The sequence below is a fragment of the Serratia sp. 22278 genome (assembly GCF_052045405.1).
Lineage (GTDB): Bacteria > Pseudomonadota > Gammaproteobacteria > Enterobacterales > Enterobacteriaceae > Serratia > Serratia marcescens.
This window is the reverse complement of record NZ_JBQEOW010000001.1, coordinates 18,751-39,742: the sequence shown is the minus strand read 5'-3', so window position 1 is coordinate 39,742 and position 20,992 is coordinate 18,751. Positions and strand designations below refer to the sequence as shown.

General features: G+C 60.7%; 22 protein-coding genes. 15 read left to right on the top strand and 7 right to left on the bottom strand.

Annotated features, from left to right (window positions below; all coding sequences use genetic code 11):
• Positions 1–145: 145 nt before the first annotated feature.
• From ltnD to ACTJJ6_RS00165, 6 genes are all read left to right on the top strand, one after another.
• Positions 146–1,060 (top strand): L-threonate dehydrogenase, encoded by a 915-nt coding sequence (gene ltnD, locus ACTJJ6_RS00190; RefSeq protein ID WP_143778748.1) that lies wholly within the window; start codon positions 146–148, stop codon positions 1,058–1,060.
• The gene (gene otnK / locus ACTJJ6_RS00185; protein WP_016928504.1) at positions 1,060–2,319 is read left to right on the top strand and encodes a 3-oxo-tetronate kinase; all 1,260 of its coding nucleotides are present in this window, start codon (positions 1,060–1,062) and stop codon (positions 2,317–2,319) included. The genes ltnD and otnK overlap by 1 nt, the downstream gene beginning before the upstream one ends.
• Entirely contained in the window at positions 2,316–2,948 is a 633-nt protein-coding gene (gene otnC / locus ACTJJ6_RS00180; RefSeq protein ID WP_016928505.1) for a 3-oxo-tetronate 4-phosphate decarboxylase, read from the top strand. The genes otnK and otnC overlap by 4 nt, the downstream gene beginning before the upstream one ends.
• Positions 2,949–2,951: 3 nt before the next feature.
• A complete protein-coding gene (otnI, locus tag ACTJJ6_RS00175; protein ID WP_016928506.1) occupies positions 2,952–3,728 on the top strand; it encodes a 2-oxo-tetronate isomerase in 777 nt (258 codons plus the stop codon).
• Positions 3,729–3,834: 106 nt separating this feature from the next.
• Complete coding sequence (locus ACTJJ6_RS00170) at positions 3,835–5,205, top strand: GntP family transporter (protein WP_016928507.1); 1,371 nt, start codon at positions 3,835–3,837, stop codon at positions 5,203–5,205.
• A 63-nt stretch (positions 5,206–5,268) separates the two neighbouring features.
• Complete coding sequence (locus ACTJJ6_RS00165; RefSeq protein WP_440801641.1) at positions 5,269–5,799, top strand: GNAT family N-acetyltransferase; 531 nt, start codon at positions 5,269–5,271, stop codon at positions 5,797–5,799.
• Positions 5,800–5,803: 4 nt separating this feature from the next.
• Here the strand turns inward: ACTJJ6_RS00165 and ACTJJ6_RS00160 are convergent, their stop codons facing one another.
• Positions 5,804–6,676, bottom strand: a complete 873-nt coding sequence (locus ACTJJ6_RS00160) for a LysR family transcriptional regulator (RefSeq protein ID WP_440801638.1) — start codon at positions 6,674–6,676, stop codon at positions 5,804–5,806.
• Between the two features lie 91 nt (positions 6,677–6,767).
• Between ACTJJ6_RS00160 and ACTJJ6_RS00155 the strand changes: the two genes are divergently transcribed.
• Positions 6,768–7,748 (top strand): nitrilase family protein, encoded by a 981-nt coding sequence (locus ACTJJ6_RS00155; RefSeq protein ID WP_412088883.1) that lies wholly within the window; start codon positions 6,768–6,770, stop codon positions 7,746–7,748.
• Between the two features lie 90 nt (positions 7,749–7,838).
• Here ACTJJ6_RS00155 and ompX read toward each other — a convergent pair whose 3' ends face one another.
• Positions 7,839–8,357 (bottom strand): outer membrane protein OmpX, encoded by a 519-nt coding sequence (ompX, locus tag ACTJJ6_RS00150; protein WP_004939201.1) that lies wholly within the window; start codon positions 8,355–8,357, stop codon positions 7,839–7,841.
• Between the two features lie 400 nt (positions 8,358–8,757).
• On the opposite strand from ompX, the gene rhtA reads away from it, so the two are divergent.
• Together rhtA and nanQ are read left to right on the top strand one after the other, a co-directional pair.
• On the top strand, positions 8,758–9,645 hold the full coding sequence (rhtA, locus tag ACTJJ6_RS00145) for a threonine/homoserine exporter RhtA (protein ID WP_004939202.1): 888 nt from the start codon (positions 8,758–8,760) through the stop codon (positions 9,643–9,645).
• Positions 9,646–9,777: 132 nt separating this feature from the next.
• Positions 9,778–10,245, top strand: a complete 468-nt coding sequence (gene nanQ / locus ACTJJ6_RS00140; RefSeq protein ID WP_016928512.1) for an N-acetylneuraminate anomerase — start codon at positions 9,778–9,780, stop codon at positions 10,243–10,245.
• On the opposite strand, the gene ACTJJ6_RS00135 is transcribed toward nanQ, so the two are convergent.
• The gene (locus tag ACTJJ6_RS00135; RefSeq protein ID WP_440801631.1) at positions 10,227–10,778 is read right to left on the bottom strand and encodes an adenylate kinase; all 552 of its coding nucleotides are present in this window, start codon (positions 10,776–10,778) and stop codon (positions 10,227–10,229) included. The two genes, nanQ and ACTJJ6_RS00135, sit on opposite strands and share 19 nt — an antisense overlap.
• A 357-nt stretch (positions 10,779–11,135) precedes the next feature.
• Here ACTJJ6_RS00135 and dps point away from each other — a divergent pair, with 357 nt between their 5' ends.
• The 6 genes from dps to ybiO all read left to right on the top strand — a co-directional run bounded on the left by dps (position 11,136) and on the right by ybiO (position 16,986).
• Positions 11,136–11,639, top strand: a complete 504-nt coding sequence (gene dps, locus ACTJJ6_RS00130; RefSeq protein WP_016928514.1) for a DNA starvation/stationary phase protection protein Dps — start codon at positions 11,136–11,138, stop codon at positions 11,637–11,639.
• 142 nt (positions 11,640–11,781) lie between these two features.
• Positions 11,782–12,048 (top strand): DksA/TraR family C4-type zinc finger protein, encoded by a 267-nt coding sequence (locus ACTJJ6_RS00125; RefSeq protein WP_016928515.1) that lies wholly within the window; start codon positions 11,782–11,784, stop codon positions 12,046–12,048.
• A 339-nt stretch (positions 12,049–12,387) separates the two neighbouring features.
• Positions 12,388–13,131 carry a glutamine ABC transporter substrate-binding protein GlnH gene (gene glnH / locus ACTJJ6_RS00120; RefSeq protein ID WP_019454486.1) on the top strand — a complete coding sequence of 248 codons (744 nt, stop codon included), beginning with the start codon at positions 12,388–12,390 and terminating at the stop codon, positions 13,129–13,131.
• A 102-nt stretch (positions 13,132–13,233) separates the two neighbouring features.
• Positions 13,234–13,893, top strand: a complete 660-nt coding sequence (glnP, locus tag ACTJJ6_RS00115; RefSeq protein ID WP_004939229.1) for a glutamine ABC transporter permease GlnP — start codon at positions 13,234–13,236, stop codon at positions 13,891–13,893.
• Entirely contained in the window at positions 13,890–14,612 is a 723-nt protein-coding gene (glnQ, locus tag ACTJJ6_RS00110) for a glutamine ABC transporter ATP-binding protein GlnQ (protein ID WP_004939230.1), read from the top strand. The genes glnP and glnQ overlap by 4 nt, the downstream gene beginning before the upstream one ends.
• Positions 14,613–14,766: 154 nt before the next feature.
• Positions 14,767–16,986: a mechanosensitive channel protein gene (gene ybiO, locus ACTJJ6_RS00105; protein WP_240429742.1), complete on the top strand. Its 2,220-nt coding sequence runs from the start codon at positions 14,767–14,769 to the stop codon at positions 16,984–16,986.
• Positions 16,987–16,988: 2 nt separating this feature from the next.
• Here the strand turns inward: ybiO and ACTJJ6_RS00100 are convergent, their stop codons facing one another.
• The 4 genes from ACTJJ6_RS00100 to ACTJJ6_RS00085 form a co-directional block, all read right to left on the bottom strand.
• Entirely contained in the window at positions 16,989–17,999 is a 1,011-nt protein-coding gene (locus tag ACTJJ6_RS00100) for an alpha/beta hydrolase family protein (RefSeq protein WP_143778745.1), read from the bottom strand.
• On the bottom strand, positions 17,987–18,625 hold the full coding sequence (locus tag ACTJJ6_RS00095) for a GNAT family N-acetyltransferase (RefSeq protein WP_206195286.1): 639 nt from the start codon (positions 18,623–18,625) through the stop codon (positions 17,987–17,989). The genes ACTJJ6_RS00100 and ACTJJ6_RS00095 overlap by 13 nt, the downstream gene beginning before the upstream one ends.
• 11 nt (positions 18,626–18,636) lie before the next feature.
• Positions 18,637–19,206 carry a TetR/AcrR family transcriptional regulator gene (locus ACTJJ6_RS00090; RefSeq protein WP_197754618.1) on the bottom strand — a complete coding sequence of 190 codons (570 nt, stop codon included), beginning with the start codon at positions 19,204–19,206 and terminating at the stop codon, positions 18,637–18,639.
• A 190-nt stretch (positions 19,207–19,396) separates the two neighbouring features.
• Positions 19,397–20,701: a methyl-accepting chemotaxis protein gene (locus ACTJJ6_RS00085; RefSeq protein ID WP_151254864.1), complete on the bottom strand. Its 1,305-nt coding sequence runs from the start codon at positions 20,699–20,701 to the stop codon at positions 19,397–19,399.
• Positions 20,702–20,992: the final 291 nt, after the last annotated feature.

The following is a 20,992-nucleotide window of genomic DNA, read 5'->3' as shown; positions in this document are numbered from 1 at the left end:
AATGTTGATACGGGCCAGAAATCAGACGAAAAACTCGTTTCACACATTGTTAATTATTGTGATATCGATCGCGGATAAACCATCGACAAGCGCTTACATTTAACACAACAAAACAAATTATCACTAAAATTAACAGGAGTGCAGTATGACACACCCAGGGAATTATGCCGTCTGCATCATCGGACTGGGCGCGATGGGCATGGGCGCGGCGCGTTCGTGCCTCCGCGCCGGATTGACCACCTACGGGGCGGACCTGAATCCGCAGGCGCTGGCGACGCTGCAGCAGGCTGGCGCGAAACAAACGTCTACCAGCGCGTGCGACTTCGCGGCCGAGCTGGACGCCGTGCTGCTGCTGGTGGTGAATGCCGCCCAGGTGAAGCAGATCCTGTTCGGCGAACAAGGCCTGGCGCCAAAGCTCAAGCCAGGCACCGCGGTGATGGTCTCTTCGACCATTTCCGCCGATGACGCCAAACAGATCGAGCAACGGCTGCTGGACTACGGGCTACCGATGCTGGACGCGCCGGTTTCCGGCGGAGCGGCCAAGGCGGAGGAAGGCCAGATGACGGTGATGGCCGCCGGCGCCGACGCCACCTTCGAGCGTCTGCAACCCGTGTTGGACGCCATCGCCGGCAAGGTTTACCGCATCGGCGAGACGATCGGTCTGGGCGCGACGGTAAAAATCATCCATCAGCTGTTGGCCGGCGTGCACATCGCCGCCGGAGCGGAAGCTATGGCGCTGGCCGCCCGCGCCGGCATCCCGCTGGACGTGATGTACGACGTGGTCACCCACGCCGCCGGCAACTCCTGGATGTTCGAAAATCGCATGCGCCACGTGGTCGACGGCGACTATGCGCCCAAATCGGCGGTGGATATCTTCGTCAAGGATTTGGGGCTGGTGGCGGATACCGCCAAGGCGCTGCACTTCCCGCTGCCGCTGGCCTCTACCGCTTTTACCATGTTTACTGCCGCCAGCAACGCCGGTTACGGTAAAGAAGATGACAGTGCGGTAATCAAAATCTTTACCGGCATCGATCTGCCGCAGAAAAAGGAGGCGCTCTGATGCTGCTTGGCGTAATCGCGGATGACTTTACCGGCGCGACCGACATCGCCAGTTTTCTGGTGCAAAACGGCCTGCCGACGGTGCAGCTGAACGGCGTGCCGCAAGACGAAACCCAGATCAATGCACAGGCGGCGGTCATCAGCCTGAAATCGCGTTCCTGCCCGGCAGAACAGGCGGTCGAACTGTCGTTGCAGGCGCTGGCCTGGTTGCAAAAACAGGGCTGCCGCCAGTTCTACTTCAAATACTGCTCCACTTTCGACAGCACCGCACAGGGCAATATCGGCCCGGTGACCGACGCCCTGCTCACCGCGCTGGGGGAAAATTTCACGGTTGTCTCACCGGCGTTGCCGGTAAACGGCCGCACGGTCTATCAGGGCCACCTGTTCGTCGGGGAACAGCTGCTGTCTGAATCCGGCATGCGTCATCACCCGGTCACGCCAATGACCGACAGCAACCTGCTGCGCCTGATGGAATCCCAGGCCGCCGGGCGCTGCGGGCTGGTGACGGCGGCGGAAATGGATCGCGGCGCCGAGGCGGTCAGCGAGAAGCTGCGCCAACTGGCCCAGGAAGGCGTGCGCTACGCGGTGCTGGATACGCTCAACGAGCGGCATCTGCTCATCCAGGGTGAAGCGTTGAAAACGATGAAGCTGGTGACCGGCGGTTCAGGCCTGGCGATCGGCCTGGCGCGGCAATGGGCGCAAAGCGGCGATCGTGCGGCAGAGGCGGCCGGCGCGCCGCAGGGGGAAAAGGCAGCAGTGCTGTCGGGTTCGTGTTCTGTGATGACTAACCGGCAGGTGGCGCACTATCGCGAGCGCGCTTCGGCGCAGGCCATCGATATCGACCGTTGCCTCGAACCGCAGGCACGCGCCGCCTACGCCGCCGAGTTGGCGCACTGGGCGCAGCATCACGCCGGGGAGGCGCTTGCCCCGCTGATCTACGCCACCGCGGCGCCGGAAGCACTGCAGCAAACGCAACGGCAGCACGGTAGCGCAGCCAGCGAGGCGGTGGAGGCGTTGTTCGCCGAATTGGTGGTGCAACTGCGCCAGTTGGGATTCAGCCGCTTTATCGTCGCCGGTGGAGAAACCTCCGGCGTGGTCACGCAGGCGCTGGGCATTCGCGGCTTCCATATTGGCCCCAGCATTTCCCCCGGCGTTCCCTGGGTGCGCGCCAGCGATCGGGCGATTTCCCTGGCGCTGAAATCAGGCAATTTTGGCGATGAAGCCTTCTTCGCGCGCGCGCAAACGGAGTTTCCAGTATGACCATGACCATCGAACAACAGGCGCGCGAAGAGATGGTGCGCCTCGGCGCCTCGTTTTTTCAACGCGGTTACGCCACCGGTTCCGCCGGCAACCTCTCGCTGTTGCTGCCAGACGGCGCGCTGCTGGCGACGCCGACCGGCTCTTGCCTGGGCGAGCTGCAGGCCGATCGCCTGTCTAAAGTGAGCCTGAACGGCGACTGGCTCTCCGGCGACAAGCCGTCGAAAGAGATCAGCTTTCACCGAGCGCTGTATCTGAACAATCCTGAATGCAAAGCGGTGGTGCACCTGCATTGCACCTACCTCACGGCGCTCTCTTGCCTGCAGGGGCTGGACGTCGACAACGCCATCAAACCGTTCACCCCCTATGTGGTGATGCGCGTCGGCAAGGTGCCGGTGGTGCCCTACTATCGCCCCGGTGACGAAAGGTTGGCGCAGGATCTGGCTCGCCTGGCGCCGACCCACCGCGCCTTTTTGCTGGCCAACCACGGGCCGGTGGTGACCGGTAAAAACCTGCGAGCGGCGGCGGACAATGCCGAAGAGATGGAAGATGCGGCGCGGCTGATCTTCACCCTCGGCGATCGTCCGATCCGCTATTTGACCGATGATGAAATTGCCGAATTACGGAGCTGACCCATGCCTAAATTTGCCGCCAATTTATCGATGATGTTTACCGAGGTGCCGTTCCTCGATCGCTTCACCGCCGCTGCCGAACAAGGCTTCAGCGCGGTGGAATTCCTGTTCCCTTACGAACATCCCGCCGAGCTGTTGGCCGAAAAGCTGCGCGAACACGGCCTGCAACAGGTGCTGTTCAATACCGCGCCCGGCGATGTCGCCGCCGGCGAATGGGGGCTGGCGGCGCTGCCGGGCCGCGAGCAAGATGCGCGCGCTGATATCGATCGCGCGCTGGCCTACGCCATCGCCCTTTCCTGCCCCTGCGTGCACCTGATGGCCGGCGTGGTGCCCGCGGGCGCGGATCGGCAGCGTTATCTCGACACCTTTATCGCCAATGCGCGCTATGCCGCCGACGCCTTCGCCCCGCACGGCGTCAAGGTGCTGATCGAAGCGCTCAGCCCACCGGTCAAGCCCGACTACCTGTTCGCCAGTCAACATCAGGCTGCGGAAGCGGTGGCGGCGATCGAGAGACCGAACGTGTTCATCCAGTTCGACTTTTTCCACGCGCAGTTAGTGGACGGCAATATCAGCGGGCTGCTGGAAACGCTGGCCGGGCGCTACGCGCATATCCAGATAGCCTCGGTGCCGGATCGTCATGAACCGGATGAGGGCGAACTGAATTACCCGTGGCTGTTCGACAAGCTGGATGCGCTCGGCTATCAGGGCTGGATCGGTTGCGAATACCGCCCGCGTGGCGACACCGCCGCCGGACTCGGCTGGCTGAAGCCTTACCGCTAAAGCCGCACGCCGACACCAGGAAAACGATTTTATAACAATGAAACGCACCCGTATCGCCACGCGGCGATCGCGGTGCCCAACGCTTACCCAACGAAAGGCTTTTTTCATGTCTACCTCTCTGCTGTTGCTGATTGCCGTACTCGGCGTGGTGCTGCTGTTATTGATGGTGATCAAGGCGAAGGTGCAACCCTTTGTCGCGCTGTTAGTGGTCAGTCTGCTGGTGGCGTTGGCCAGCGGCATTCCGACCGGTGAAGTGATGAAAGTGATGACCGCCGGGATGGGCGGCGTGCTCGGCTCGGTGACCATCATCATCGGTCTGGGGGCGATGCTCGGGCGCATGATCGAACACTCGGGCGGCGCCGAGTCGCTGGCGCAACGCTTCAGCCAGGGGCTGGGGCCGAAACATACCGTCGCCGCGCTGACCCTCGCCGCATTTATCCTCGGCATTCCGGTCTTCTTCGACGTCGGCTTTATCATTCTGGCGCCGATTATTTACGGCTTCGCCAAGGTCGCCAAAGTGTCGCCGCTGAAGTTCGGCCTGCCGATGGCCGGCGTGATGTTAACGGTACACGTCGCGCTGCCGCCGCACCCCGGCCCGGTCGCCGCCGCCGGCCTGCTCAACGCCGACATCGGTTGGCTGACCATCATCGGCCTCGCGATCTGTATTCCGGTCGGCGTGATCGGCTATTTCGCCGCCAACTACCTCAACCGCAAAACCTATCCGTTATCGATAGAGGTGCTGGAACAACTGCAGCTGGCGGCGCCGGAGCCGCGGCCGGAAGATCACGCGCCGCTCAGCGATCGCATCAACCCGCCCGGCGCCGGCCTGGTGGCGGCGCTGATCGTCATCCCGATCGCCATCATCATGCTCGGCACCGTCTCCGCCACGCTGTTGCCGGCAGGCTCGGCGCTGCGCGATGCGCTGTCTCTGCTGGGGTCGCCGGCGGTGGCGCTGATGATAGCCCTGCTGCTGGCCTTCTACTTCCTGGCGCTGCGCCGCGGCTGGAGTCTGCAACACGCCAGCGACGTGATGGGCGCTGCGCTGCCGACCGCCGCGGTGGTGATCCTGGTGACCGGCGCGGGCGGCGTGTTCGGCAAGGTGTTGGTGGAATCCGGCGTCGGCAAGGCGCTGGCGGAAGTGCTGACGGCCATCGGCCTGCCGCTGGTGCCCGCCGCGTTTATCATTTCTCTGGCGCTGCGCGCTTCGCAGGGTTCCGCCACCGTGGCGATCCTGACCACCGGCGGCCTGTTGTCGGAAGCGGTCAGCGGGTTGAATCAGCTGCAGCTGGTGCTGGTGACGCTGGCGACCTGTTTCGGCGGACTGGGGCTTTCCCACGTCAACGACTCCGGTTTTTGGATCGTCACGCGCTATCTGGGGCTGTCGGTGGCCGATGGCCTGAAGACCTGGACGGTGCTGACCACCCTGCTCGGCCTGAGCGGCTTTCTGTTCACCTGGCTGTTGTGGCTGGCGGTGTGATTTCTCTGGCATACTGAACGCCGTTGTTTTTCATCGCCTTTCACCCTGTGCAGGAGCAGCAACATGACCGTAATCAACACCGCGCCAACGCTTATCACCGAACGCCTGCGGCTGGAAGCGCACACGCTGGACGACTTCGACTCGCTGGCCGCGCTGTGGGCCGATCCGCTGGTGGTGCGCTATATCGGCGGCACGCCGCGCGACCGGGAAGACTCCTGGGGGCGCCTGATGCGCTACGTCGGCCACTGGGCGCTGCTGGGATACGGGTATTGGGCGGTGCGTGACAAACAAAGCGGCGAGTATCTCGGCAGCATCGGCTTCTCCAACTTCCTGCGCGACATCACCCCGGCGCTCGACGCGCCGGAAATGGGCTGGACGCTGGTGAGCTCGGCGCACGGCAAAGGCTACGCCACCGAGGCGCTGCGGGCGGCGCTGGCCTGGGGTAAGACGCACCTGCCGGGCGCGCAAACCGTCTGCATCATCTCGCCGGAAAACCAGGCCTCGCTGGCGCTGGCGAAAAAAGTCGGCTTTAGCGAAAGCCACCGCAGCGAGTATCACCAGAGCCCGATCGTCGTGATGCATTGCCCGCTTTGAATGCCTAAGCGCGTTGCACCGTCAACGCCGTCTGAATGAAGTTGTCCCGCAGCGCGTCGGCGCGCTGCGGATCCCAGGCGATCCCGACCTGCCACTCCGTCTCCTCGCCGCTCAGCGGTAAAATGTCGATACCGGCCGGCGCGATATGCGTGATGCTGTGCGGCAGCAGCGCGACACCGACGCCGGCGGCAACCAACGCCAACAACGTTTGGATATCACCGGCCTGCTGCACCACATTCGGCACCAACCGGTGAGCGGCGATAAACCGCAGCGACTGATCGCTCAGCCCGCGCCCGCGTTTGGGCGTCAGCTGCAACAGCGGCAACTGATTGAAACGCGCCATCAGATCGTCGGCGCGCAGCGCCAGCGCGCCCGGCGCGGCCAGCACCAACCGATCGCTCAGCAATGCCACGCCGCACAGCGGCGTATTGACCGGCAAACGCACGAACCCCGCCTGCAACTCTCCCTGCAGCAACAGCTGATACTGGCGTTCCGACGGCAAGTCCTCCAGGCCGATCGCCACCTCGGGGAACCGTTGGCGAAAGGCCGCCACCAGTTGCGGCGCCAGATGAAAGCTGGAAAGGCCAAATCCCAGCGACAGCCGCCCCGCTTCCCCGAGGGCCACCCGCCGCGCGCGCCGCTGAAACTGCTGGTAGTGCGCCACCAGCGCCTGCGCCTCCGGGTAGAGCCGCTGCCCGCCGGCGGTGAGCACCGCCCCCTGTCGGCCACGCTCGAACAATCGAACGCCGAGCTGGGTTTCCAGCGCCTGAATTTGCTTGCTCAGCGCCGGTTGGCTGATGCATAGCCGGCTCGCCGCCTGACGATAGTTGCCCTGTTCGGCCAGCGCCACCAGGGCGCGCAGTTGTTTTATATCCATTCCATTAAGTTATCGAATAAGGAATTTAATTGATTATACAGTAATCAATCCACCTGCTGTAATCAACGCAGACCCTAACCGGAGAGACCCCATGACCATCTCATTGCGCGCCGCCACGGTGCAATTCCAGCATCGCGCCAACGATAAAAATTACAACCTGTCGACCATCGAGCGCTTTATCGCTCAGGCGGCCGAGCAGCAGGTACAGCTGCTGGCCTTCCCGGAAATGTGCATCACCGGCTATTGGCACGTACGCCATCTGTCCGACGCCGAAGTGCGGGCGCTGGCGGAACCGATCGCGGCCAGCCCTTCGCTGGCGCGCATTCGCCCGCTGGCGGAGCGTTACAACATGGCGATCGGCGTCGGGCTGATCGAGCTGGGCGATGACGGCCGTTGCTACAACGCCTACGCCGTATGCCTGCCGGACGGCGCGCTGCATGTGCACCGTAAACTGCACGCCTTCGAACACCCGGCTATCGCCAGCGGCGATCGCTATACGGTGTTCGACACTCCCTGGGGCGTGCGCGTGGGCGTATTGATCTGTTGGGACAACAATCTGGTGGAGAATGTGCGCGCGACGGCGCTGCTGGGCGCGGAGGTGTTGATGGCCCCGCACCAGACCGGCGGCACCCATTCGCGCAGCCCGCACGGCATGAAGCCGATCCCACAGGCGCTGTGGCAGCGGCGAGCGGAAGATCCGCAGGCGATAGAAGCCGCCTTTCGCGGCGAACACGGCCGCGGCTGGCTGATGCGCTGGCTGCCCTCGCGCGCTCATGACAACGGGCTGTTTTTGTTATTCAGCAACGGCGTGGGCCGCGATGACGATGAGGTACGCACCGGCAATGCGATGATCCTCGATCCCTACGGCCGCATCGTAGCGGAGACCTGGGCGGCGGAAGACCGGCTGGTCAGTGCCGATCTCGATCTGACGCTGATCCCGCTCAGTACCGGACGCCGCTGGATTTACGGACGCCGCCCCGAGCTGTACGGTTTACTGACCGAACCGCAAGGCTATGAGCGCGATGCCCGCAGCGCGCGCTTTTCGACGCAGCCGACGGGGCGCAGCGGCTAATGACAGATAAAAAAAATCCGCCCGAAGGCGGATTTTTTATCCGCGCGGCAACCTGTGCCGCGCATTCACGCCCGCAGGCATGAAGAAATCTTAGAAGCGGTAGCCTACGCCAACGTTCCAGCTGCCAACGTCCACGCTGCGGATGCGGCTCTGCTCGTAGCCAACGTCCAGGGCAACGTTTTCGATTGGGTTGAACTGCAGACCTGCACCGTAGGTGAAGCCGTAGTCGCTGTTGCCACCTTTGTTACCGCCAGCCTGGGCGTTGTCGATGTTTTTGCCGTAGCCAACACCGATCACACCGTAGATGCTCGCCCAGTCGTTGAAGCGGTAAGCTGGACCTGCGGTGATGGAATCGTACTGAGATTTCTTGTAGAAACCGCTTTCAGAACGATTTTTTTCCAGGTGGGTGAAGGAGCCGATCACACCCAGTGGGTTGTTGTCGAACTCGTAACGGTATTTCAGGTTGAAACCGTTGGCCTTGTTAGCAACGCCTTGGAGATCACCCTGCGCATAGCCAGCGGATACGGTGCTCTGACCAGCGAATGCGGTACCTGCGCTAACTGCTAATACGCAAGCTGCTACTGCGGAAAGACATGCAATTTTTTTCATAACCACCTCAAACGCGTTTTATTATTAAGTACATCCATTTGTTCATGCTTTGAAAATATAACAAAAATTAGCGTGAAACTCTGCCTTGAAATGAGTGTCTAATGCTTTATATCGTGTAACAGAAGATTTCAAGAACAGTGTATCTACTTCTTTTCGCTCTATTTTCGGCCGTATTCTACGGCTTTCTGTGACAAAAATCACCAATTTAATATCCAGATAATTCTTAAGAAAAAGCGCACTTTTTGACCAAATTCGCCACATCTCATCCGAGGATCGGCGGATTTCACCGCGATGTGCGCTTTTCTCAGACAGATTTTCGCCATTTCATTTACACTGCTCGCATCCCCGTTTCGACCGTTTTCTCAAGGCTGAGGAACGGCGCAAAAAAGGCCCGTTAAGGATGTCGTTATCTACTTCCGGCAGAGCGCCCTCCGCGCTGCTGCCCATCTGTCTGTTAATCATCGCCATGGTGTCTATCCAAAGCGGTGCCTCGTTGGCCAAAAGCCTGTTCCCGATCGTGGGCGCGGAAGGCATTACGACGCTGCGTCTTTTCATCGGCACCCTGATTCTGTTCATTATCTTCCGCCCGTGGCGTATGCGCATCGTCGCCGGCAGCCGCTTGCCGCTGCTGATTTACGGCCTGTCGCTCGGCGCGATGAACTACCTGTTCTACCTGTCGCTGCGCACCGTGCCGCTCGGCATCGCCGTGGCGTTGGAGTTTACCGGCCCGTTGGCGGTGGCCATGTTCTCGTCGCGGCGGCCGATCGACTTTCTCTGGGTGGCGCTGGCGATCGCCGGGTTGTGGTTCCTGTTGCCGCTCGGCCACGGCGTAGGCGGGATCGATCCGTTCGGCGCCGCCTGTGCGCTCGGCGCCGGCGCCTGCTGGGCGGTCTATATCATTTTCGGCCAAAAGGCCGGCGGCGATCACGGCCCCGGCACGGTGGCGCTCGGTTCGTTGATCGCCGCGCTGGTGTTCTGCCCGATCGGCGCCTGGCAAACCGGCAGCGTGCTGTTCAACCTCGATATTCTGCCGGTCGCGCTGGCGGTGGCGATCCTCTCCACCGCGCTACCTTATTCGCTGGAGATCATCGCGCTGCCCAAAATTCCGGCGCGCACTTTCGGCACCTTAATGAGCCTGGAGCCGGCGATGGCGGCGCTGTCCGGCATGCTGTTCCTCGGCGAACACCTGAGCGGCGTACAATGGTTGGCGCTGGCGGCGATCATCGCCGCCTCCATGGGTTCCGCCCTGACCATTCGCCCCAAACCGCGCCTCGAAAGCCTTTCCTGATCGCCTGACTCGCCTGCCGACCGCAACGCCGGAATGCAGGCGGGTTAACTGTTTTCCTCGTGACAAATCGGCATACTTCCCCTTAGCCTGTATCGCAGGCTCTTTGGACTTTCGCTCACATGGAGAATAACAGTGATTCATAACAGCCTGTTCAACCCACGCTTCGGCCGCGGACTCGCGCCAGCGCTGGTTTCAACCCTGACCGAGTTGCGCCGATGCGACCTGCCCGAACTGGCGCTGGGCCATCACCCGATCGACGGCGATAACATCTTTATGGACGTGATGACGCTGACCACCGTGCCGGCGGCGGAAAAGCGCGCCGAAATGCATCAGGAGTACATCGCGCTGCATCTGCTGATCAGCGGCGAAGAACGCATCGAATACGGCCTGGCGGGCGACTGGCATCGCGAACATCCGCATGCAGAAAATAGCGACCTGCTGCTGCTGGACATCAAACGCCACCCGCAAACGCTGCACATGACGCACGGTATGTTCGCGATCTTTTTCCAGATGGAACCGCATAAGACCGGCTGCCTGTGGCAGCAGCCGCAGCACGTCAAGAAAGCGGTGGTGAGGATCCATCACCGCCTGCTGCTGTGAGCCTGCGGCAGCGTCCGTAGAAAATCGGCGGCCTGGCGGGGAGAGCGCAAGCGCACGAAACGGTGCCCTGCATCGGTACGAGCCATCTCCGCCAGGTATTTTCGCCGGTTCTTCGAGTAAGTGCGGATCGTCCACAGCACGATCGACTCGCGGCTAAAGAAAGAACGGCGGAAACTTTCCCGATTGCCGGTGCCCGGCCACAGCTCGCTTTTGCTGGCCGCGCGTCGGCACGCGCGCCGCACGGCTTGCCACAACGTGCGGCAGAAACCGTAGTCCAGCCACAGGATATAATCGACCTCGCGCCACTTGATCGGTTGCGTGCGGCTGTAGTTGCCGTCCAGCACCCAGCCTCCTCCCGCTTCGGCCAGCGTCTGCTCAAGCCGCGCCAGGAACGCACCATCGGGCGTCCCCTGCCACTCGGGCCGCCAATAGAGTCTGTCCATCTCGATATAGGGAACGTCAAGACGTTCCGCCAGTTGACGCGTCAGGGTGCTTTTACCGCTGCCGCTGGTGCCGACGACGTTAATTTTCATTATTCGCCTATAAAGAGAGAGGATAATTACCCTACTGTAGCGGCATCAATTACCGCTATCAATATGAATGGATGAGAAATTAACACCACGATAACAAAGCGGATATTTAGCCGAAACCCGCAGGCGAAAAAATAAAATAACCAAGGTAAATTTTCACAGCCATAAACAATAAATCAGTGAATGATAAATAATTATATTTTTCATGCTGTTGCATTAAATAAAAATTCAACCAGACCAATTATTCGTAGGCTAACCCTATTTGTGCAATAGCCATTTTCGTCCGGCAAAAATAAACAGCCCTGCTATAATTGATCCCGTAACGAAATAGGACAACGACTAATCAAGAGGATATCTGATATGAGTACCGCTAAACTGGTGAAAACGAAATCTTCTGATCTGCTGTATACCCGTAACGATCTGGACGAAAAAATCAAACTGGCCGCCATCAAGGCGCTGAACCATCAGGTCGTGCAATTCATCGATCTCTCGTTGATCACCAAACAGGCGCACTGGAACATGCGTGGCGCGAACTTTATCGCGGTTCATGAAATGCTGGACGGCTTCCGCACCGCCATCATCGAGCACCAGGACACCTTCGCCGAGCGCGTGGTGCAGCTGGGCGGCGTGGCGCTGGGCACCGTACAGGTGGTGAACGATCGCACGCCGCTGAAAAGCTATCCAACCAATATCCACAGCGTGCAAGAACACCTGAAAGCGCTGGCCGATCGCTACGGCGCGGTGGCGAATGACATCCGCAAAGCCATTACCGAAGTGGAAGACGAAGACACCGCCGACATGTTCACCGCCGCCTCGCGCGATCTGGACAAGTTCCTGTGGTTCATCGAATCCAATATCGAATAACGCCGCAACGCGTTGCAGACCGCCCGTCGTGCCGGGCAGAACAGGCTGGGCTTCGCCCGGCCTGTTTTCTTTTGCGCGGTCGTTGAATTGTGCAAAAAACGGCCCATATTAAACGGTAGGTTTCCCTTATCAGGAGGTGATGATGGCCAGCGGCTGGGCGGCGGACGGCGCCGTACAAGATCAAATTGATTCTACCGTCGACGATGCGGTGCAGCGCGCGCGTGATGCGCTCGGGCATGGCGAGAGCGAACGCTATTGCCAGGAATGCGGAGAACCGATCCCCGAGGCGCGCCGCAAGGCGCTGAAGGGGGTGCGTTATTGCCTCGCCTGCCAGACCGAACAAGACAAAAAACACGCGGCCACCAGCCTGTACAACCGGCGCGGCAGCAAAGACAGCCAGTTGCGTTAGCATTATCTGCTCCCCTTTTTCTCCTCTCGCGGCCCCCGCTTGCACCGTCGGTGCATCATGAAAGTTAGAGTTAGTTATCAATATTGAAGCAAAAACGTTAAAGAACGGTTGTTTCACAGCCAAAATTTGGTTAATGATAGCCCCGTGCACCAAGATAATTCTTACGCACCATTTCGGTGCCTCATTGTGGTGCACAACCATAACAATTCGCCTTTCCGGCACAACATCACGAAGTAACTCTTTGTTTTTATAGTAGTTGAAAACATGGCACGATTTTTTCATGGCACCAACTGCAATATAAAAAATGGGTAATCCGCAACCTGTACAGGAATTCCTCTCATGAAGTCGATTTTTAAAGTCTCCCTGGCCGCACTCTCCCTGGCCTTTGCCGTAAGTTCTCACGCAGCAGACAAACTGGTGGTCGCCACCGACACCGCTTTCGTTCCTTTTGAGTTCAAGCAAGGCGACAAATACGTCGGCTTCGACATCGACCTGTGGGCCGCCGTCGCCAAAGAGCTGAAGCTGGACTACACCCTGAAACCGATGGACTTCGGCGGCATCATTCCGGCGCTGCAGACCAAAAACGTCGATCTGGCGCTGGCCGGCATCACCATCACCGATGAGCGCAAGAAAGCCATCGACTTCTCCGACGGTTACTACAAAAGCGGCCTGCTGGTGATGGTCAATGCCGACAACAACAGCGTGAAAAGCATCGACGATCTGAACGGCAAAGTGGTGGCGGTGAAGAGCGGCACCGGCTCGGTGGATTACGCCAAGCAGCACATCAAAACCAAGGATCTGCGTCAGTTCCCGAACATTGACAACGCCTATATGGAACTGGGCACCAAGCGCGCCGACGCGGTGCTGCACGACACGCCAAACATCCTATACTTCATTAAGACGGCTGGCGCCGGCAAGTTCAAAACCGTCGGCGATTCGCTGGAAGCGCAGCAGTATGGCATCGCCTTCCCTAAAGGCAGCGATGCGCTGCGCGAGAAGGTGAACGGCGCGCTGAAAACCCTGCGTGAGAACGGCACCTATAACGAAATCTACAAGAAGTGGTTCGGCACCGAACCTAAGTAAGCTGTGAATTTGGCAAGCTATTAACTTAAGCACAGGGGGCGCTTAACCCCCTGCGCTTCGTTGTATCTGATACCCACGTTTGGGATCACCGGGAGAAATATCATGCAGTTCGACTGGAGCGCCATCTGGCCCGCCATTCCTATCTTGTTAGAGGGCGCCAAAATGACCCTGTGGATTTCGGTCCTCGGTCTGATTGGCGGCCTGATCATCGGCCTCGTCGCCGGCTTTGCCCGCACCTATGGCGGTTGGATCGCCAACCACATCGCGTTGGTGTTTATCGAAGTGATCCGCGGCACGCCGATCGTGGTGCAGGTGATGTTCATCTACTTCGCCCTGCCGATGGCGTTCACCGATTTGCGCATCGATCCGTTCACCGCGGCGGTGGTGACCATCATGATCAACTCCGGCGCCTACATCGCGGAAATCACCCGCGGCGCGGTGCTGTCTATCCATAACGGTTTCCGCGAGGCCGGCCTGGCGCTCGGCCTGTCGCGCCGCGAAACCATCCGCTACGTCATTATGCCGCTGGCGCTGCGCCGCATGCTGCCGCCGCTGGGCAACCAGTGGATCATCAGCATCAAAGACACCTCGCTGTTCATCGTGATCGGCGTGGCGGAGCTGACCCGTCAGGGTCAGGAAATTATTGCCGGTAACTTCCGCGCGCTGGAAATCTGGAGCGCCGTGGCGGTTATCTATCTGATTATTACCCTGGTGCTGAGCTTCGTGCTGCGTCGTCTGGAAAGAAGGATGAAAATCCTGTGATTGAATTTAAAAACGTCTCCAAGCATTTTGGCCAAACCCAGGTGCTGCACAACATCGATTTGAAGATCGACAAAGGCGAAGTGGTGGTGATCATCGGGCCGTCCGGCTCCGGCAAATCCACCCTGCTGCGCTGCATCAACAAGCTGGAAGAAGTCACCAGCGGCGATCTGATCGTCGACGGCCTGAAAGCCAACGATCCGAAAGTGGACGATCGGTTGATCCGCCAGGAAGCCGGCATGGTGTTCCAGCAGTTCTATCTGTTCCCGCACCTGACGGCGCTGGAAAACGTCGCCTTCGGCCCGATCCGCGTACGCGGCGCGAAGAAGTCCGATGCGGAAAAGCTGGCGCGCGAGCTGCTGGCCAAAGTCGGTCTGGCGGAGCGCGCCCACCATTACCCGTCTGAACTGTCGGGCGGCCAGCAGCAGCGCGTGGCGATTGCCCGCGCGCTGGCGGTGAAGCCGAAAATGATGCTGTTCGACGAGCCGACCTCCGCGCTCGATCCGGAGCTGCGCCACGAAGTGCTGAAGGTCATGCAGGATCTGGCCGAAGAAGGGATGACGATGGTCATCGTCACTCATGAAGTCGGCTTTGCCGAAAAAGTGGCGTCGCGCCTGATCTTTATCGACAAGGGCCGGATTGCCGAAGACGGCAACCCGCACGATCTGATCAATCATCCGCCAAGCCCGCGTCTGCAGGAGTTCCTGCAGCACGTGTCCTGATCCAAGCGGTTTAACGGCGGGCGCGCCACGCGCCCGCCGCTTTCATTCCGCACGCTCTCCCACGCCCCGTCGCGCCACCTTTCCTACTATATTGATTGTTTTTCATCGTATTGCTTTTATATCCGCCGATCACAGAACGCCAAAGAGAGGAACCATGCCGCCAAACGCAGACTCCCGACGAGGTTCTCATCTGCGAGAACACCTACTTTTCCTGCTGCTGTTGCTGGCCCTGAACGTCTTCGCACCACCGGCGCTGGCGCAAAATGCGCCGCCCGCGCCCGCCGACAAGAGTGAGCAGCAGAAAGCCGCCTACGCCGCGCTGGCCGATCTGCTGCAAGACGACAAAGCGCGCGCGGAACTCATCAACCACCTGAAACAGACCGCCGGCGACGCCCCCGCCGCCGCGCCGGCAACGCCGGAAGAATCGACCCCCGCTACGCTGAGCGACAGCCTGAACTCACTGGCGCAGGAAGGCATCGGCACCTTTAACCAAAAGCTCGGCGCGCTGCAAAAGCTGATCGACTCCGGCCCGAAGCGCGTTTTCAATCCCGCCGGCTTTTTCCGCGCGCTGGGCTACTTTCTGCTGACGGTGGCGGTCACCTTTGCGCTGTTCCACCTGATCCGGCGGCTGATCGCGCCGCTGTACAAACGCATGGGCAGTTGGGGACACAATGCGCGGCTACAGCGCGGCCCGTGGTATAAACGCCCCGCCGCCATTCTCGGCGCTTTCGCCATCGATCTGCTGGTGCTGCTGCTGGCGCTGGCGGCGGGCAATCTGTTCGCCCGCCACGTCCACGCCGACAGCGCCACCATTCTGCGGCTGCAGACCCTGTTTCTCAGCGCCTTCGCGGTGATTGAATTTTTCAAGGCGGTGCTGCGGCTGATTTTCGCCCCCAACTTCGACTATCTGCGCCCCTTCCCCTTCAGCGACCGGAGCGCGCACTACTGGAACACGCGCCTCGCCTGGCTCAGCGGTCTGATCGGCTACGGCCTGATGGTGGTGGTGCCGGTGGTGGCGGTACAAATAAGCTACCCGGCCGCCGCCACCGTCAACCTGGTGGTGATGCTGGCGCTGACGCTGTACGCCATTTGGCTGATCCTGCACAACCGCAAGCCGATACAGCAACAGATCAACCTGCTGGCCGAACGGTCGATGGCGTTTTTCAGCGTGATCCTGCGCGGCCTGGGGCATATCTGGCATCTGCTGGCGATCGCCTATTTTCTGGTGTTGTTCGTGCTGTCCCAGTTCGACATCGGCAACAGCTTGCGCTTTATGATGAGCGCCACGGTGAAAAGCCTGTTGGTGGTCGGCGTCGGCGCGCTGCTGTCCGGCATGCTGACCCGCTGGATTTTCCGCCGCATTTCACTGCCGACCGACGTCAATCTGCGCTACCCGATGCTCGAGCGGCGCATCAACTCCTACATCCCGAACGGGCTGAAGATACTGCGGGTGATGGTGGTGCTGGCGGTGACGCTGTTCCTGCTCGATGCCTGGCACCTGATCAACCTGTATCAATGGGCGGGCAGCGAAAATGGCCAGCGGACGCTCGGCGGGCTGGTGCATATTCTGCTGATCCTGTTGATCGCCGTGTTCAGCTGGACGCTGATGGCCAGCATCATCGAGCACCGCCTGGCGCTGGAGCTGAGCAACGGCGTGCGGCCGAGCGCGCGCGAACGCACGCTGCTGACGCTGTTTCGCAACGTGTTGGCTATCGTTATCAGCACCATCACCGTGATGATCGTGCTGTCCCAGGTGGGATTGAACATCGCGCCGCTGCTGGCGGGCGCCGGCGCGCTGGGGCTGGCCATCAGCTTCGGTGCCCAGACGCTGGTGAAAGACGTGATCACCGGCGTGTTCATCCAGTTTGAAAACGGCATGAACACCGGCGAATACGTCACCGTCAGCGGCATCACCGGCACCGTGGAGCGCATGACCATCCGCTCGATCGGCCTGCGCGACGACTACGGCGTCTATCACATCGTGCCGTACTCTTCGATCACCACGCTGGCCAACTATGCGCGTGAGTTCGGGGTGTACCGCGCCAATTACACCGTCAGCCGCGACGAGGACATCGATCGGGTCAATGCGGTGCTGCATCAAGCCATCGAGGCGCTGAAGCAGGATGAACAGGTCAAGCATTTCCTGATTGGCGAGCCGGTCTTCAACGGCGTGGTGGCGCTGGGCGATCGCTCGTTCACCACCCGCGTGACGGTGCGCACGCAGGCGCTGAAACAGTGGGTGGTACAGTACGCTCTCGACCGGCTGGTGAAAATCCATTTCGATCGGGCCGGCATCGGCATGCCGCAGCAGGCGATGCAGATTTCCCGCGCGCCGCAGCCGCATGACGAGCAGGCGCCGCCCGCGGCGATCTGAGGTTAGCGCCCGCGCCCGCAGGGCTGAGCGGCCAGGAAGGCCGCCACGTCCTGCCGGTAGGCGTCGTATTGCACCGAACGCGGGGCAAACAGGCCCACCACGTTGGTCAGCCACGGATGGCGCGCGAACAGCGGCTTGACCATCACGTGATCGGCTTCGTCGATGCGCGTCACCGTCAGCAGCGAGGCCGGGATCGTTTGCCGGTAAACGCGCTCGGTTTCGTCCGCGTCCACGTTGACGTCGCGCCCGCCCAGGATCAGGTGCACCGGCGTGGTGAAATGCCGCAATCCCGCCGTCGAGTCGCTGGCCATGTTAGCGCGGATAAAGCGCCAGCGGTCGGCGCTCAATGCGGCGGCGGCGCCATACTCGCGGCGGTACTCCGCGTAGCCGTCCGATTGTTCGAGCAGCGTTTGGATATGGCGCCAATGCGCCTCGCGCGCCTGGATCTGCGCTTCATCATCCCCCGCCGCCGCCATCGCCGCCCGGGTGTTATAGCGCCCCTGTCGCAGCCAGTTGATCGCCGGCGCCACCGCCAGCGTAAACGCGATGTCGGGGCGCAAACGCGCCACCTCCGGCATCACCCACCCCGCCTGGCTGGTGCCCCACAGCCCCACGCAGCGCGCATCGAAGCGCCCGTCCCGCCGGACCCAGTCGATGATATCGACGGTTTCCCGCGCGCGATCCGCCATGGTCTGATGCAGCCAGTTGCCGCCGGAGCCGCCAACGCCCGGCTTATCGAAGGCTAAAACCGCATAGCCCTGCTGCGCCATCGCCTCCCAAATGCCGTAATAGCCTTCGTCGCGGCTGGCGTTGGCCGGCCCATCGCCGTGCACGAACACCACGACGCCGGGCTTGACCGGCGCATGCTCCGGCAGCACCAGCGTGCCGGTCAACCGATTGCCGCCGGCGGTCACCGCGACCGGTTCGGTGACAAAGCGAAAGTCGTTGACGTAAATCACCCAGCCAAGCGCCGCCAAAACCAGCGCCACGAGGCACAGCCCTATTTTGCGCACGTCGCCTCCCCGTTGCGTTTCTCCATCAATATCCAATCGGCCTGGCCGAACAGCAGCCCCAGCAAGGCGTAATGCTCTTCGCGTCGCACCTGAAAGCCGCAGCGCCGGTACAGACGCTGCGCATTCACGTTGCGCCGGCTGACATGCAGGCTCAGACGTCGGCCTGCGCCTTGTTCGGCGGCGTAGTCGTTCATCCACTGCAGCAGTCGCCTGCCCACCCCTTTGCCGCGCTGATTCTCCGCCACCGCCAGGTAAGAGAGATACAGCTCATCGGCCGCCGGGGCATGCTGCAACACCGCCATTTGCAGATACATGCGCCAAACGTTCAGCCAGCCATAGCGGCGACACAGCCGCCAAATCGGCAATCCGCGCGGGCGCAACCCGCCGTCGCCCTCTGCTTCGGCCGCATTGAGGGCAAAGGCCGCCACCACCTGTTCATTCTGTTTCACCACGAAACTGCGCTCCCGGCTGCCGCTTTGCCGCCAACACCACAGCCGATAGAACAGACGCCACTGAAGGCGGGCGCTCAGACGGCGCGCGCGCTGGAATTTGTCGCAGAACGCGGCGTAGATCAACGCCGCCGTTTGCAGCCGGTCAGCGTCGCGATAAGGCTCAATGTGCAACATATCAACCTCGACTAGGGATGCCGGTAAAGCAGTTGTTCCAACAGCCGCACCGGCGTGGCCCCCTCCGGCGCAGGCGACGCAAAGATCGCCTGCCGCCAGGCTTGGCTTTCGATCACGTCCAGCACCAGCTGCGCGAGCGGCAAGGGCGCTATCGCCGGCGCGATCTCGCCGATTTGCTGAGCCTCGGCGATCGTCGTCGCCAGCGCCTCAATCAACTGCCGCTGGTTGGCGCTGAACGGTTCGGCCAATGCCGGGTTACGCGCCACTTCAGCCACAATCTCCGCCGTCAGTTGCACATTGTCCGGTTCGGCGACAAAAGCGTGATAGGCGGTGAAAAAGGCCGACAGCGCCTCTTTCGGCCGCTTTTTCTCGGCCCGCAATGCGGCGGCGAACTCGGCGAATACGCCGTTTTCCAGCAGCGCGATCTCGCCGATCAGCGCCTCCTTGCCGGAAAAATGGTTATAGAGGTTGCCCACGCTGACGCCCGCCGCCTGGGCGATATCCCGCATGCTGGTCTGGTGAAATCCCTTATGGGTAAAGCTGTGCAGCGCAGCGTCGACAATCTTTTCTCGGTTTCCCATCGGCAGCTCCCGAAACGGTGAAGGGGGCGCCTGGCGCCATAAATTGATATAAATGAATGAATGAATGAACGAACGTTCGTTCATATCAAGTCTAGCATAGACCGGTAAAATTGAACCGCAGCTCAACGGCGCAGAGATCGGTGGGAAGAGACAAACGCCGCCCCGCTTTCAGGGGCGGCGTCCGGCAGACTCAGTGCAACGCGTCGCCCTGTTTCACCGACGTAAACGCCTGCATCAGCTTCACGACGTCATGCATGCCGATATTGACCTGGTTGATCACTTCTCCGGCATCGTGGGTCAATGCCACACCGCCGCCGGCCTGTTCCACGCAGGTCGCCATGCCGGCGATCGCCGCCGCCACGCCTTGCTGGATAGACTTGGTCATGCGTTCGATCTCGGTCGCCGCCTTGCGCGACTGCTCCGCCAGCGTGCGCACTTCATTGGCCACCACCGCAAAACCGCGCCCGTGCTCACCGGCGTGGGCGGCTTCGATGGAGGCGTTAATCGCCAACAGATTGGTTTGGGCGGCGATTTTACGAATGGCTTCGACGATGGTGCCGATCTGCTGAGAGCACTTGCCGAGCTCGGTGACCACGCCCGACGTTTCGCGCGCCGCCGCTTCGACCTGCTGCATGCCCTTCACCGCCTGCTGCACGATGACCGCGCCCTGCGCCGCCTGCCGGTCGGTATCGAGCGACAGATGATGCGCGTTGCGCACCATCTCTTCTTCATGCTGCTGCTGTTGCATCAGCCGGGTGATGTCCTGGGCGATCTTCACCACTTTCACCACCTGGCCGTCGTTGTCGAGGATCGGGTTATAGCTGGCCTCCAGCCATACCCGTTCGCCACGCCGGTTGACGCGCTCAAAACGCCCGGTGATGAACTCGCCGCGCGCCAGGCGCTGCCAGTGCCGCCGATAATCGTCGGAAGCGGCGAACGCCGGCGGGCACAGCACCGCATGCGACTGCCCACACGCCTCTTCAAGCCGATAGCCCATCAGCGCCAGCATATTGTCGTTGGCGCTGACAATGGTGCCCTGCGGCGTGAAAGCGATCATCGCCATCGATCGATTCAGCGCCGCCAGCAGGCTGCGGTGTTCCTGCGCCTGGGTCACTCGCTCGGTCACTTCGCTGGCGATCTTGACGATTTCCACCACCTTACCCTGTTTATTCAGCACCGGCGCGTAGGTGCCCTGCAGCCACACCGCCTCGCCGTTTTTCGCGATGCGCTTTATCGTGTCCGTGATGGGCTGCCCCTTATTCAGCGTCTCCCAATGCTTGCGATATAACGGGCTGGCGACATAGTTCGGATCGCAGAAAATACGGTGATGCCGGCCAATCACGTCATCGCGTTGAAATCCCAGCGTGTTGAGGAAGAGATCGTTGACGCGCAAGACCGTGCCGTCGGGCGAGAATACGATCATGGGAACGGCGTGTTCTATCGCGCCCAGTTCGGCGCCTTTGTGGGTAGTTAACTGACTGAATCTTAACAGCATAAGGTGTAGTCCTTGTGGCAGATGATGGCGCTTTTCTTATTTTGTCTGGCCACATGCCGCGCCCACACGCAGACGTGCCATCGCGGAAGGAACGGGCAGCGCCGAACCTTCTGGTTATTGCTATTAACCGGATTAAATTTATTTATTCAGTAAAGTAATTATTCGAATTTAAATAAACCAACAACCTAAGATTTTTATTATTAAATGCGTAATGAGAATAACGTAAGTAATGAAAATTGAAAGGTAAAATGCGGATTTTTATCGGCGCCGGCAGGATAACCGGCGCCGTTG

Bases quoted from the DNA above. Each gene is read 5' to 3' on its own strand.
- ltnD (WP_143778748.1), top strand. From the start codon at position 146: ATGACACACCCAGGGAATTATGCCGTCTGCATCATCGGACTGGGCGCG.
- otnK (WP_016928504.1), top strand. From the start codon at position 1,060: ATGCTGCTTGGCGTAATCGCGGATGACTTTACCGGCGCGACCGACATC.
- otnC (WP_016928505.1), top strand. From the start codon at position 2,316: ATGACCATGACCATCGAACAACAGGCGCGCGAAGAGATGGTGCGCCTC.
- otnI (WP_016928506.1), top strand. From the start codon at position 2,952: ATGCCTAAATTTGCCGCCAATTTATCGATGATGTTTACCGAGGTGCCG.
- ACTJJ6_RS00170 (WP_016928507.1), top strand. From the start codon at position 3,835: ATGTCTACCTCTCTGCTGTTGCTGATTGCCGTACTCGGCGTGGTGCTG.
- ACTJJ6_RS00165 (WP_440801641.1), top strand. From the start codon at position 5,269: ATGACCGTAATCAACACCGCGCCAACGCTTATCACCGAACGCCTGCGG.
- ACTJJ6_RS00160 (WP_440801638.1), bottom strand. From the start codon at position 6,676: ATGGATATAAAACAACTGCGCGCCCTGGTGGCGCTGGCCGAACAGGGC.
- ACTJJ6_RS00155 (WP_412088883.1), top strand. From the start codon at position 6,768: ATGACCATCTCATTGCGCGCCGCCACGGTGCAATTCCAGCATCGCGCC.
- ompX (WP_004939201.1), bottom strand. From the start codon at position 8,357: ATGAAAAAAATTGCATGTCTTTCCGCAGTAGCAGCTTGCGTATTAGCA.
- rhtA (WP_004939202.1), top strand. From the start codon at position 8,758: ATGTCGTTATCTACTTCCGGCAGAGCGCCCTCCGCGCTGCTGCCCATC.
- ACTJJ6_RS00135 (WP_440801631.1), bottom strand. From the start codon at position 10,778: ATGAAAATTAACGTCGTCGGCACCAGCGGCAGCGGTAAAAGCACCCTG.
- dps (WP_016928514.1), top strand. From the start codon at position 11,136: ATGAGTACCGCTAAACTGGTGAAAACGAAATCTTCTGATCTGCTGTAT.
- ACTJJ6_RS00125 (WP_016928515.1), top strand. From the start codon at position 11,782: ATGGCCAGCGGCTGGGCGGCGGACGGCGCCGTACAAGATCAAATTGAT.
- glnH (WP_019454486.1), top strand. From the start codon at position 12,388: ATGAAGTCGATTTTTAAAGTCTCCCTGGCCGCACTCTCCCTGGCCTTT.
- glnP (WP_004939229.1), top strand. From the start codon at position 13,234: ATGCAGTTCGACTGGAGCGCCATCTGGCCCGCCATTCCTATCTTGTTA.
- ybiO (WP_240429742.1), top strand. From the start codon at position 14,767: ATGCCGCCAAACGCAGACTCCCGACGAGGTTCTCATCTGCGAGAACAC.
- ACTJJ6_RS00095 (WP_206195286.1), bottom strand. From the start codon at position 18,625: ATGTTGCACATTGAGCCTTATCGCGACGCTGACCGGCTGCAAACGGCG.
- ACTJJ6_RS00090 (WP_197754618.1), bottom strand. From the start codon at position 19,206: ATGGGAAACCGAGAAAAGATTGTCGACGCTGCGCTGCACAGCTTTACC.
- ACTJJ6_RS00085 (WP_151254864.1), bottom strand. From the start codon at position 20,701: ATGCTGTTAAGATTCAGTCAGTTAACTACCCACAAAGGCGCCGAACTG.